Origin of the sequence: Pseudomonas sp. RW409 (assembly GCF_003184125.1) — a bacterium.
Classification (GTDB): domain Bacteria; phylum Pseudomonadota; class Gammaproteobacteria; order Pseudomonadales; family Pseudomonadaceae; genus Aquipseudomonas; species Aquipseudomonas chlororaphis_I.
On the sequence record NZ_QHHP01000021.1, the window covers coordinates 426,617 to 439,100 of the forward strand.

Annotated in this window: 10 protein-coding genes; 2 read left to right on the forward strand and 8 right to left on the reverse strand. The window is 64.2% G+C overall.

Annotated features, from left to right (window positions below; all coding sequences use genetic code 11):
- Nucleotides 1–82: 82 nt before the first annotated feature.
- Both DK261_RS10730 and DK261_RS10735 read right to left on the reverse strand, forming a co-directional pair.
- A complete protein-coding gene (locus tag DK261_RS10730) occupies nucleotides 83–850 on the reverse strand; it encodes a CHAD domain-containing protein (RefSeq protein ID WP_110175693.1) in 768 nt (255 codons plus the stop codon).
- 144 nt (nucleotides 851–994) lie between these two features.
- Nucleotides 995–1,273 carry a hypothetical protein gene (locus tag DK261_RS10735; RefSeq protein ID WP_009050148.1) on the reverse strand — a complete coding sequence of 93 codons (279 nt, stop codon included), beginning with the start codon at nucleotides 1,271–1,273 and terminating at the stop codon, nucleotides 995–997.
- 241 nt (nucleotides 1,274–1,514) lie between these two features.
- On the opposite strand from DK261_RS10735, the gene DK261_RS10740 reads away from it, so the two are divergent.
- Nucleotides 1,515–2,555, forward strand: coding sequence for a patatin-like phospholipase family protein (locus DK261_RS10740; RefSeq protein ID WP_007931359.1), 1,041 nt, complete (start codon nucleotides 1,515–1,517; stop codon nucleotides 2,553–2,555).
- A gap of 19 nt (nucleotides 2,556–2,574) precedes the next feature.
- Here the strand turns inward: DK261_RS10740 and DK261_RS10745 are convergent, their stop codons facing one another.
- From DK261_RS10745 to kdpF, 6 genes are all read right to left on the reverse strand, one after another.
- Complete coding sequence (locus DK261_RS10745; RefSeq protein WP_016704350.1) at nucleotides 2,575–3,270, reverse strand: response regulator; 696 nt, start codon at nucleotides 3,268–3,270, stop codon at nucleotides 2,575–2,577.
- Between the two features lie 113 nt (nucleotides 3,271–3,383).
- Nucleotides 3,384–6,035, reverse strand: a complete 2,652-nt coding sequence (locus DK261_RS10750) for a sensor histidine kinase KdpD (protein ID WP_016704351.1) — start codon at nucleotides 6,033–6,035, stop codon at nucleotides 3,384–3,386.
- 52 nt (nucleotides 6,036–6,087) lie between these two features.
- Nucleotides 6,088–6,639 carry a potassium-transporting ATPase subunit KdpC gene (gene kdpC, locus DK261_RS10755; RefSeq protein WP_029527096.1) on the reverse strand — a complete coding sequence of 184 codons (552 nt, stop codon included), beginning with the start codon at nucleotides 6,637–6,639 and terminating at the stop codon, nucleotides 6,088–6,090.
- A 129-nt stretch (nucleotides 6,640–6,768) separates the two neighbouring features.
- Nucleotides 6,769–8,826 carry a potassium-transporting ATPase subunit KdpB gene (gene kdpB / locus DK261_RS10760; protein ID WP_016704353.1) on the reverse strand — a complete coding sequence of 686 codons (2,058 nt, stop codon included), beginning with the start codon at nucleotides 8,824–8,826 and terminating at the stop codon, nucleotides 6,769–6,771.
- 55 nt (nucleotides 8,827–8,881) lie between these two features.
- Nucleotides 8,882–10,591 carry a potassium-transporting ATPase subunit KdpA gene (gene kdpA / locus DK261_RS10765; protein WP_110175694.1) on the reverse strand — a complete coding sequence of 570 codons (1,710 nt, stop codon included), beginning with the start codon at nucleotides 10,589–10,591 and terminating at the stop codon, nucleotides 8,882–8,884.
- A gap of 8 nt (nucleotides 10,592–10,599) precedes the next feature.
- Nucleotides 10,600–10,689, reverse strand: coding sequence for a K(+)-transporting ATPase subunit F (gene kdpF, locus DK261_RS10770; protein WP_007899818.1), 90 nt, complete (start codon nucleotides 10,687–10,689; stop codon nucleotides 10,600–10,602).
- A gap of 397 nt (nucleotides 10,690–11,086) precedes the next feature.
- Between kdpF and eat the strand changes: the two genes are divergently transcribed.
- On the forward strand, nucleotides 11,087–12,451 hold the full coding sequence (eat, locus tag DK261_RS10775) for an ethanolamine permease (protein WP_028683079.1): 1,365 nt from the start codon (nucleotides 11,087–11,089) through the stop codon (nucleotides 12,449–12,451).
- Nucleotides 12,452–12,484 lie beyond the last annotated feature (33 nt).

The following is a 12,484-nucleotide window of genomic DNA, read 5'->3' on the forward strand; positions in this document are numbered from 1 at the left end:
TCGAGGATCTTAACCAGCAGCACACAAGGGTAAAGCACTTATTCCCGCCAAAAAGACTGACAGATAAGCCGCCAGACGCCTTTCAGCTCCGGAAGCAGGCAGAGCTCAGCTTGTCGAGTACCCGATCGGAACGGACTTCGGCCTCGTGCATGGTGGTGTGCCAGACCGGAACACAAGGCAACAGGTCCGCCTGCCGTTCGGCCTGGGCCAGCCATTGCCAGCAATCATGCCAGTCGCCCAGCGCGCCCTGCGCGGCCTTCAAGTGCGAGACCGCCTTGGGCGACAGCGCGGCAAGTTCGGGATAAGCCTCGGCCGCGTAGCGCACCCGCTTGATCAGCAGGCGTAAACGGTGCCGGTCATGGGCCGGATCATGCAGGGCCTGATCCAGCGCCTTCCATTGCTTGGCCAGGCGTTTTTCAATGCGCTTGCGCAAACCGCGCAACAGTTCCTGACGTTGCGCCGCCCGCAGGAAGCGCGGGAAGGCATCCAGCACCAGCAGCAATTGCTTGAGTTCAGCGCCTGTCGCCACCGTCCGATACTCGTCCGCCAGGCCCGTGGTGCGGCGCTCCGCGGCCTGATGATAGTCATGTTGATGCAGGTACGCCGCCAGGACCTCGCGGTCGCGTAACGGTGTTGTCAATTGCCCGACCGCCGAGGCGGCCGCTTCCAGTTGCTCGACACCGGGCAAGCCACGCAGTGCTCGCAACAGGCTGCGCAAGCGGCGCACCGTGGTACGCAGATCGTGCAGCGCCTCGGGGTCGGTCACCGCCTGCAAACGCGCCTGGCACGCCAGCAAGCGCACCTCCAGCCCCAACACCTGAGCCACCAACTGATCAACCAAGGCAGACATCATTGACTCCCGAAACGAATGACCCGGCCCGCAGCACAAAGACTGCGGCCGGGCCCTGGCATGACTGGCAGGCGCGACCAAGGCGCCTGCGAGACGGAAACTGAAGAGCGCTCTTCAGTCTAGCGGCAAACGGCGACCTTGCGATCAGCGGCCGGCGCGCGACTCACGAATATAGAAACGGGCCTTCTCGGCTTTTCTGGTGCAGCCCTCGAAGGCTTCGAATTGCTGCTGGGTCTTGGCCCCGGTCAGCAGCGACAGGGCTTTGGAATAACTGACCGTTCCCGCAAAACCTTCGGCCTTGGCCAGATCCAGTTCATGCCAGGCCGCATCCAGTTGCGTACCGCAGCTGTCGCGATAGGCGGTCTTGCCAGCACAACCACCAAGTACCAATGCAATCAACGGCAGACAGATCCAGGCTTTCATCAATGACACCTCAAAGTAGGGGGGAAACAGTCTTGAACAAAAAAACAATCGTGAACCTAAGACGATCGCCGCCGCTAAAAGTGCCTTGGCCCGTCAAGGGAAAATATAGTCGCGCGAGCATAACCTCATGCGGCAAGACAGTGGAAAAATCCCTTTGCCCAAGGCCCGGGCAGGCATCAGTGATTGAACCGAAACCCTCGATGGGTGCATTGTGGAAACCTGTCTGGCGAAGGATCGGGTCATGAAGAAGCGTGTCGCACTGGTCCTGGGCTCTGGTGGTGCCCGGGGTTACGCCCACATCGGGGTGATTGAAGAAATCGAAAGACGTGGTTACGACATTGCCTGTGTCGCAGGTTGTTCCATGGGGGCGGTGGTCGGTGGCATCTACGCCGCCGGCAAACTGGACGACTACCGCAGCTGGATCGAAAGCCTGGACTACCTGGATGTGCTGCGGCTGGTAGACGTCAGCTTTCGCCTGGGGGCGATACGCGGAGAGAAAGTATTCGGCCAGATCCGCAAGATCGTCGGCGAAATCAATATCGAAGACCTGCGCATCCCTTACACCGCTGTGGCCACCGACCTGACCAACCAGCAGGAAATCTGGTTCCAGGAAGGCTGCCTGCACCAGGCCATGCGGGCTTCGGCGGCGATCCCCAGCCTGTTCACCCCGGTCATGCAAGGCAACCGCATGCTGGTGGACGGCGGCCTGCTCAACCCGCTACCGATCGTCCCGGTGGTCTCCAGCCACTGCGACCTGATCATCGCCGTCAACCTCAACTCGACCAACCAGCGTCGTTACCAGTTGCCGGTGATCCAGCGCCCCGCCGCCTTCAAGAGCCGCTTCGACAGCCTGATCAACTCCCTGGGCTCGCACCTGCCCTTTCGCCGCAAGCAAGCCGAACAACTGCTGCTGCTCGAACAGGAAGCCCTGCGCAGCGAGGCGGCCGACATCGGCAACCCCTGGATCGAATCCGCCGAGCCCGAGGCCCAGCAACCGGCCGCGGCTCCGGAAACCGACGGCGCCCCGAAATCGGCCACCGGCTCGTTCATTATCGATAACGTCGGCCCCGCGTCCCTGCTGGACCTGATCAACCAGAGCTTCGAGGTGATGCAGACCTCGCTGGCGCAGTACAAGATCGCCGGCTACCCGCCGGACATCCTGATCAACGTGCCCAAGCGGGTGTGCCGCTTCTTCGAGTTCTACAAGGCTCCGGAGCTGATCGCACTGGGGCGGGAGATTGCCAGCGACACCCTGGACCGCTACGAGAACGAGCTGAATTGAAAGAGGGCCGCGAGCCCGCTCACTCCTCCGCCCCCAGCAACCGGTAGCCCACGCCAGCCTCGGTCACGATAAAGCGTGGCCGGGTCGGATCGTCCGCCAGCTTCTGCCGCAGATGGCCAACCACGATACGCAGGTAGTGACTGTCCTCAGTGTGCGTCGGCCCCCAGATATCCTTGAGCAGTTGCTGCTGGGTGATCACCCGGCCCGGGTGCCGCGCCAGTTGCGCCAACACAGCGTATTCCTTGCGCGTCAGCGCCACTTCGGCACCGTCGAGCAATACCCGGCGATACGCCAGGTCCACGGTCAGCGGGCCGAAATTCAAGGCCGCTTCCTGCGCTTCGCCGACGGGCGCCTGGCGCAACAAGGCACGAATACGCGCCAGGAACTCCTGGATGCCAAAGGGCTTGGTCACATAGTCGTTGGCGCCACCGTCCAGCGCTTCGACCTTCTGCCCTTCGCTGGCCCGCACCGACAACACCAGCACCGGTACACCCGACCACTCGCGAAACTCGCGCAGCACCTGCTGGCCGTCCATGTCCGGCAGGCCGAGGTCGAGTACCAGCAGGTCCGGCTTGTTCAACGCCGCCTGGGCCAGGCCTTCGTTGCCGGTGCCGGCTTCAAGCACTTTGTAGCCCTGGGACGCCAGGCTGATGCGCAGGAATTTGCGGATCTGCGGTTCGTCATCGATGACCAGGATGGTCGCGGTCTGGCTCATGGTTTCGGTTCAAGGCAAATAAGTGGCGCAAGAGTAGCGCAGGCGTCGCTGTAGATTGTAAAGAACATGGGCGGCCCTCCTGGCCTCGTTGGGTTGAAGCTTTTTACCGGCACTCAGGCCTCTCCTTCAAGCTCGGGTTGCGCCTGCAGCGGCAGGCACAGGGTGATGCAGGTGCCACGCCCTTCGATCCCCTCGCCCACCGTGATGCGTCCACCATGGGCACCGACCATGCCCTGACAGATCGCCAGCCCCAGGCCGGTACCCTGCCCGCCACGATCGCCGCGGGCGGCGGTGTAGAACATGTCGAAAATCCGTGGGCGATCCTCCACCGGAATACCCGGCCCTTCGTCGCTCACGGCAAACAGCAACTCGGTGTCGCTGGTCCCGACGCTCAGTTGCAAGCGGCCGTTGGCTGGCGAAAAACGCGCGGCGTTTTCCAGGACATTGATCAGTGCCTGTTCGATCAGCGCCGCATGCACGAAAAGCAACGGCAGTTCGGCCGGCAGGTCGGTGCTGACCCGCAGCGGCGCCAGCACCACCCGCAGGCGATTCAGCGCGCTGCCAACGATATCGGCTGGCGCCACCCAGTCCCGCGCCAGTTTCAATGACCCATGCCCGAGACGGGTCATGTCCAGCAGATTCTGAATGTAGCGATCCAGGCGCTCGGCCTCATCACGCGTGCCTTCGAGCAGTTCGCGCCGGTCTTCCAGGGGGATCGCCTCCCCCAGCGCCAGCAGGCTGTCAATGCTGCCGCGCATCGAGGTCAGCGGCGTGCGCAAGTCATGGGACACCGAGGCCAGCAGCGCACTGCGCAACTGCTCGGTTTCGCCGTGCAGGCGCGCCGCTTCCAGGTCCTCGGCCAACTGTGCCCGGGCCAAGGCCTGGGCCAGGGGCTGGCTCAGTGCGCTCAACAGGCGTCGACGCTGAGCGTTGAGTTCCTCGCCCTCTTTCGGGCAGACCCCGAGCAAACCCAGCGGACCTTCATCGACGGACAACGGCCACCACCACCAGCGGCCGAACGGCAGGGTTCCGGTGCCCATCCCCGCCGGTTGATCGTGTTGCCAGGCCCAGTCGGCGGCAGCCCGCTCGGACTCGGAAAACTGCAAGGGCCCGCCCGTCTCGACCTTCCAGCCACCCTGCCCGTCGCGATTGAGCAGGCACAGCTGCAATTCCTTCCAGCCATTGAGATGCTGCGCCGCGGCACTGACCACCGCCTGCCGGTCGGTAGCGGCGGTGAGTTTGCGCGACAGGTCCAGCAGCTCGCTGGTTTCTTCCTGGGTATCGCGCAATGCCTGCAATTGCCGACGCTGGCGCGCCGCCAGGTTGCCGGTCAGGGCCGCCATCAACAGGAAGAACAGCAGCGTCAGCACGTCTTCCTCGCGCTGGATGGCGAAGGAGAACGTCGGTGGAATGAACAGGAAATCGTATGTCAGGAATGACAGGGCCGCGCACACCAGCGCCGGCCCGAGACTGCTGCGTACTGCCACCAGCAGCACCGCGGCGAGGAACACCAGGGAGATATTCGGCAACGCCAGCACACTCGCCACTGCCCACGACAGCCCCGACGCCAGGATTGTCGCCAACACCGCCAGGGCGTAGTCGAACCAGACCAGCGAACGCTCCACCCGCAGGCGCGGCTGGCCGGGTTCATCCTCGCTGTCGAGCACGTTGATTTCCAGACCCTGGGCGTTGCGCAGCAGGCGCGCCGCCAGACCGCCACCGAACAAACGGCGACGCAGGCGCTTGCGTGACTGCCCCACCAGCACCAGGCTGGCGCGCCGCTCCGCGGCATGCTGGATCAGGGTTTTCGCCACCTCGCCGGCCCGCAGCAGGACCACCTCGCCACCGAGGCGCTCGGCCAGTTGCTGGGCGCTTTGCAGGCGCTGGCGGGATTGCTCGTCGGGAACTCGGCCGTTATCCACATGCACCAGGCTCCAGGGCAGATGCCGCCGCCGGGCGACATGGCTGGCATGGCGCACCAGGCGCTCGGCCTGGGCATCGCCGTCGACCCCTACCAGCAAGCGCCCGCGCACCGCTGGCGCGGCCTGCCCGAGCTTGCGATAACCCTGGGCCAGGTCGTCGTCGACCTGCGCCGCCGCGGCCTGCATCGCCAACTCGCGCAGCGCGGTGAGGTTGGTCTGGGTGAAGAACGCATCGATCGCCGCGCGGGCCTGCTCCGGCACATACACCTTGCCTTCGCGCAGGCGCTCCAGCAGTTCTCGTGGTGGCAAGTCCACCAGCAGCAATTCGTAGGCTTCCTGCAGCACCCAGTCGGGCAAGGTTTCGCGGACCTGCACCCCGGTAATGCCGCGAACCTGATCGTTGAGGCTTTCCAGGTGCTGCACGTTGACCGTGGTGAAGACGTCGATACCGGCCGCCAGCAACTCCTGGATATCCTGCCAGCGCTTGGCGTGCCGGCTGCCTGGGGCGTTGGTGTGGGCCAGCTCGTCCACCAGTACCAGCTTGGGTCTGGCCTTGAGCAAACCGTCGAGGTCCATCTCTTCGAGCATCACCCCGCGGTATTCGGAACGCACCAGCGGCTGTTGCGGCAAACCGCCGAGCAAGGCTTCGGTTTCCGCCCGGCCATGGGTTTCAACCACCCCGGCCAAAACCTTCACCCCCTGGCGCAATTGCGTGTGCGCCGCCTGCAACATGGCGTAGGTCTTGCCGACGCCCGGCGCGGCGCCGAGGAAAACCTTGAGCCGGCCGCGGCCGTCGTGGGACAGATCGGCTAACAGGGCATCGGCGCGGCCGGAATCACTCATGCATTTTTCTCTCTGGACTCAAATCATCGACATACAGACTTGTAGCAGCTGGCTACAGGGCGAGCTTTTCCAGCGCCATGTTCAAGGCCAGCACATTCACCACCGGCGGGCCGACCAGAGGCTGCTCGACATGAGCGTCCACCAGTTGCTGCAGCGTGGCGACCGGCAGGTTACGCGCCGCCGCGACCCGCGCCAGTTGATAGTTAATCGCCGCCGGTGGCAAGTGCGGATCCAGGCCGCTGCCCGAAGTCGTCAGCAACGCCAGCGGTACCGGCCCCTGCCCTGGTACCACCAGCTTGTTGGCGTCGTCGATCACACGGGTGGCCAGCGCCGGGTTGCTCGGCGCCAGGTTGCTCGCACTGCTGGACACCGTGGCAAAGGCCCCGGCCGATGGACGCGGGTGGAACCAGCTGTCGCCGCTGAAGTCCTGGGCGATCAGGGCCGAACCACGGACCTGGCCCACGCCATCGAGCACCAGGCTGCCATTGGCCTGTTTCGGGAACGCCACCTGGGCCACGCCGGTGACCACCAGCGGATAGGCCACGCCCGTGATCAGGGTCATCAACACAATCAGGCTCAGGGCCGGACGCAATACAGTGGACATCATCAAATCCTCGATTCGGTTAACAGGTTTACCCGAACTCCGTAGGAGCCCGCTTGCTGGTGATGCAGTGCGTCTGGCGCACTGGGTTGACGCTATCGCCAGCAAGCTGGCTCCTACAGGGTCGCGGGGTTACACCAGGTGCAAAGCCGTCAGCAGCATGTCGATCAACTTGATGCCCAGGAACGGCACCAGGATCCCGCCCAGGCCATAGATCAGCAGGTTGCGGCGCAGCAGATGGGCCGCGCTGGCCGCCTGCACCCGCACCCCGCGCAGGGCCAGCGGAATCAGCACGACAATGATCAGGGCGTTGAACACGATCGCCGAGAGGATCGCGCTCTGCGGGCTGCTCAGTTGCATGACATTGAGCACGCCGAGCTGTGGATAAATCGCCGCGAACAGCGCCGGCAGGATCGCAAAGTACTTGGCGATGTCGTTGGCAATGGAAAAGGTGGTCAGGGCGCCACGAGTCACCAGCAGTTCCTTACCGATCTGCACCACGTCCAGCAGCTTGGTCGGATCGCTGTCGAGGTCGACCATGTTCGCCGCTTCGCGCGCCGCCTGGGTGCCATCGTTCATCGCCATGCCGACGTCGGCCTGGGCCAGCGCCGGGGCGTCGTTGGCGCCGTCGCCGCACATGGCGACCAGGCGGCCGTCGTTCTGTTCGTGGCGAATGCGCGCCAGCTTTTTCTCCGGCGTGGCTTCGGCCAGCACGTCGTCCACCCCGGCCTCCGCAGCAATGGCGGCGGCGGTCAGCGGGTTATCGCCGGTCACCATCACGGTGCGGATCCCCAGCTTGCGCAGCTCGGCGAAACGCTCGCGGATACCGGGCTTGACCACGTCCTTGAGGTGAATGGCGCCAAGCAGCTTGCCCTCGGCGCACACCAGCAACGGCGTGCCGCCACTCTGGGCGATCTTGTCGATTTCCCGGGACAACGCCGGAGCCAGGTCGCCACGTTGCAGACCGACGAAAGCCAGTACCGAATCCACCGCGCCCTTGCGATAGACCCGCCCCTGATAGTCGACACCAGACAGCCGGGTTTCAGCACTGAACGGCACGGCGGTCAGCGCATCGGCGCCCGGCTCGGGCTGTGGATAAAGCCCGCGCAGGTATTCGACGATGGACTTGCCTTCCGCCGTGTCGTCCGCCAGCGAGGCCAGCAAGGTGGCCTCGGCCATTTCCTGGTGGTTGACCCCTGGCGCCGAGTGGATGGCCGCGCAACGACGGTTACCGAAAGTGATGGTGCCGGTCTTGTCCAGCAGCAGGACATGCACGTCACCCGCCGCTTCCACCGCGCGACCGGATTTGGCGATCACGTTCAGCCGTACCAGGCGGTCCATCCCGGCGATCCCGATGGCCGACAGCAAGCCACCGATGGTGGTCGGAATCAGGGTCACCAGCAACGCCACCAGGAACACCAGCGGCAGGCTGCCATTGGCGAAGTGAGCGAACGGCTGCAGGGTCACGACCACAATCAGAAAGATCAGGGTCAGGCCGATCAGCAGGATGTCCAGGGCCACTTCGTTGGGGGTCTTCTGGCGCTTGGCGCCCTCCACCAGGGCGATCATGCGGTCGAGGGTCGATTCGCCCGGATTGCTGGTAATGCGCACCAGCAACCAGTCGGACACCAGGCGCGTATTGCCGGTCACGGCCGAGCGATCGCCGCCGGACTCGCGAATGACCGGCGCCGACTCGCCAGTGATCGCCGCCTCGTTGACCGCGGCAATGCCTTCGATGACTTCACCGTCACCGGGGATCATTTCCCCGGCCTCGACACGCACCACGTCGCCTTTGCGCAGATTGGCGGCAGGGATCACCTGGAAGCTGCCATCGGCTTTCTTCAGGCGCGCACTCAGGCCTTCGCTGCCGGCCTTGAGGCTGTCGGCGCGGGCCTTGCCACGACCTTCGGCCAGCGCTTCGGCGAAGTTGGCGAACAGCACGGTGAACCACAGCCAGAGAGCGATCTGCGCGGCGACGAAGGTCGGCACCGCGGTGTCCGGCACAAGGCACAGTACTGTGGTCAGGATCGCGGTCAGCTCGACCACCAGCATCACCGGCGAACGTTGCAGCTGGCGCGGGTCGAGCTTGACGAAGGCCTGTACCAGCGCCGGGCGCCACAGGGCTGCGATCGAGGTTTTCTGTTGTTCGTCGGTCGTGTGTTTCGAGGCCACGGTTTTAGCGCCGGGCATTTTTTCAGTTACAGCCTTCTTGGAGGCAGGAACAGGCATATTCATCATTAAGTCCTCAGCCCTTCATTCCAAAGGCAGCCAAGCTCAAGTGGTCGGCAATCGGGCCCAGCGCCAGGGTCGGCAAAAAGGTCAGCCCGCCCACCAGCAAAATGGTCATGCTCAGCAGCGTGACAAACAGCGGGCCATGGGTCGGGAAGCTGTTCTGGCCGATCGGCGCGGTCTTTTTCAGCGCCAGGCTGCCAGCCAGGGCCAGCACCGGCAGGATGTAGCCGAAGCGGCCGATCAACATGCCCAGGCCCAGCATCAGGTTATGGAACGGGGTATTGGCGCCCAGGCCGGCGAAGGCCGAACCGTTGTTGGCGCTGGCCGAGGTGTAGGCGTACAGCAACTGGCTGAAACCATGGGCACCGGGGTTGCTCACCGCTGCCACCGGCCCCGGCAGGCTCGCGGCGATGGCGCTCAGGACCAGCACGCCGACCGGCATCACCATCAGCGTCACCACCAGCAACTGCACTTCCTTGGCCTGCAGCTTCTTACCCAGGTATTCCGGGGTGCGCCCGATCATCAGGCCGGCGAGGAACACCGCGATCAGCACGTTCAGCAACATGCCGTAGAGGCCCGCGCCGACGCCGCCGAAGATCACTTCGCCGACCATCATGTTGATCAGCGCGACCATGCCGCTCAGCGGGCTGAGGCTGTCATGCATGCCGTTGACCGAACCGTTGGAGGCCGCGGTGGTGGTCACCGACCAGAGCACGGTGGCGGTGGTACCGAAGCGCGCTTCCTTGCCCTCGAGCGGCGCGGTCTGCTCGACCGCGACATTGTTCAGGGTCGGGTTGGGCTGGTACTCGGCCCACAGCGAAGTCGCGCCGCCGATCAGGAACAGCGCCAGCATGCAGGCGATGATCGCCCGGCTCTGGCGCAGGTCCTTGACGTAGTGGCCGAAGGTGAACACCAGGGCGACCGGGATCAGGATGATCGAGGCCACCTCGAACAGGTTGCTCCAGGCCGTCGGGTTCTCGAACGGATGCGCCGAGTTGACGCCAAAGAAGCCCCCGCCGTTGGTGCCCAGTTGCTTGATGGCGATCTGGCTGGCGGCCGGCCCCAGTGGAATCACCTGATCGACGCCTTGCAAGGTCACGGCGTGGACATACTGGGCGAAGGTTTGCGGTACGCCCTGCCAGACCAGGAACAATGCCAGCAGCAGGCACAGCGGCAGCAGGCCGTAGAGGGTGGCGCGGGTCATGTCGACCCAGAAGTTGCCCAGGGTCTGCGCCGAGCGCCGGCCGATGCCGCGGCACAGGGCAACCAGCACGGCCAGGCCGGTGGCGGCGCTGACAAAGTTCTGCACGGTCAGGCCGATCATCTGGCTCAGGTAGCTCAGCGAGGCTTCACCGCTGTAGGACTGCCAGTTGGTGTTGGTCATGAAGCTGACCGCGGTGTTGAACGCCAGCGTCCACTCCTGCCCCGGCAGGTTCTGCGGGTTGAGCGGCAAATGGTCCTGGAACAACAGAATCGTGAACAGCAACAGAAAGCCGGCCAGGTTGAACGCAAGCAGGGCCAGAGTGTATTTCTGCCAGCTCTGTTCGCTCTGCGCATCGACGCCCGAGAGCCGGTAACAGGCACGCTCCACCGGCCCCAACAGCGGCGTCAGCCAGGTGCGCTGGCCCTCCATCACCTTGTAGTAGAACCGCCCCAGGAAAGGCGCGGGCAGCAGCACCAGGGCAAAAAAGCCGAGGATCAGCCAATAGTCATAACTGTGCATAGCCGCTCCTAGTTCCGATCCGCGCGCAACAGCGCAACCAGCAGATAAATGAACAGCCCCACTGCCAGCAGCAGGGACACCCCGTCCAGAACGCTCATGGAATCTCTCCGTCGTACGGCAATCGCCGCGTGTGGGGCATTGTCCGCAGGGAGGCTGTAAAGGAACGAGATCGAGGGCGTGGGCGGCGCATAAAGAAAGCGTAAAGAAAGGCTTTACGCGGGATTTACACCGGCAATCGGCGTGGCCTGGGGAGGAGACGGCAGCCATCGCGGGAAGTCTTGCTGCAACGGCAGGCACAATCCATGAAGGAACATGCCCGGACGCCGCCCTTCTCTGTTGCACGGCTGTGCACCAATCCAGACACCTTCAGCCCAGAAACAACTGGAAACATCCTCGATACGACAGCTTCTGGCGCTTTACGACGCCCGTTTTCGCTCTGGCATGAGCGGTGCAGTGAGCAGCCTCGAGCACTTCTTTCCGTTCTGGGAGCCACGCATGAACACACAACTCAAACCAACGCTGGGCACGCTGCATTTATGGGGGATCGCGGTCGGGCTGGTGATCTCCGGGGAGTACTTCGGCTGGAGTTATGGCTGGGGTGTCGCCGGCACCCTGGGCTTTCTGCTGACCTCACTGATGGTCGCGGCCATGTACACCTGTTTCATCTTCAGCTTCACCGAGCTGACCACCGCCATTCCCCATGCAGGCGGGCCCTTTGCCTACAGCCGCCGGGCCTTTGGTGAAAAAGGCGGGCTGATCGCCGGACTGGCGACCCTGATCGAATTCGTCTTCGCGCCACCGGCCATCGCCCTGGCGATCGGTGCCTACCTGAATGTGCAGTTCCCCGCCCTGGACCCGAAGCATGCGGCGGTCGGTGCCTATATCGTGTTCATGGGACTGAACATTCTCGGGGTCAAACTCGCCGCCACCTTCGAGCTGGTGGTCTGCGTACTGGCGGTGGCGGAACTGCTGGTGTTCATGGGCGTAGTCGCGCCGGCCTTCAGCTTCAGCAACTTCGCCCTCAACGGCTGGGCCGGTTCGGACACCTTCGGCGCGCCGGCGATTGCCGGGATGTTCGCGGCGATTCCATTCGCCATCTGGTTCTTCCTCGCCATCGAAGGCGCAGCCATGGCCGCCGAGGAAGCCAAGGACCCGAAACGCACCATCCCCAAGGCCTACATCAGCGGCATTCTGACCTTGGTGCTGCTGGCCATGGGCGTGATGTTCTTCGCCGGCGGCGTGGGCGACTGGCGCACCCTGTCGAACATCAACGACCCGCTGCCCCAGGCCATGAAAGCCGTGGTCGGGGACAACTCCGGCTGGCTGCACATGCTGGTGTGGATCGGCCTGTTCGGCCTGGTGGCGAGCTTCCACGGCATCATTCTTGGCTACTCGCGGCAGTTCTTCGCCCTCGCCCGCGCCGGCTATCTGCCGGCGTCGCTGGCCAAGTTGTCGCGCTTCCAGACGCCACACCGCGCCATCATCGCCGGCGGCCTGATCGGCATCGCCGCCATCTACAGCGATGGCCTGATCAACCTGGGAGGCATGACCCTGACCGCGGCGATGATCACCATGGCCGTATTCGGCGCCATCGTGATGTACATCATGAGCATGCTCAGCCTGTTCAAGCTGCGCAAAGTCGAGCCGCACCTGGAACGCACCTTTCGCGCCCCGGGCTACCCGCTGGTCCCGGCCATTGCCCTGGCGCTGGCCGTGGTCTGCCTGGTGGCCATGGCCTGGTTCAACAGCCTGATCGGCCTGATCTTCCTCGGTTTCATGGCCGCCGGTTTCGTCTACTTCCAACTGACCGCACAACTGCGTGCCAATGCGCCAGCGGATGCGATGCTGACCGGGCTCTGAGTGAGTAGCATGCCTCTGTAATTGGCTTGCGTA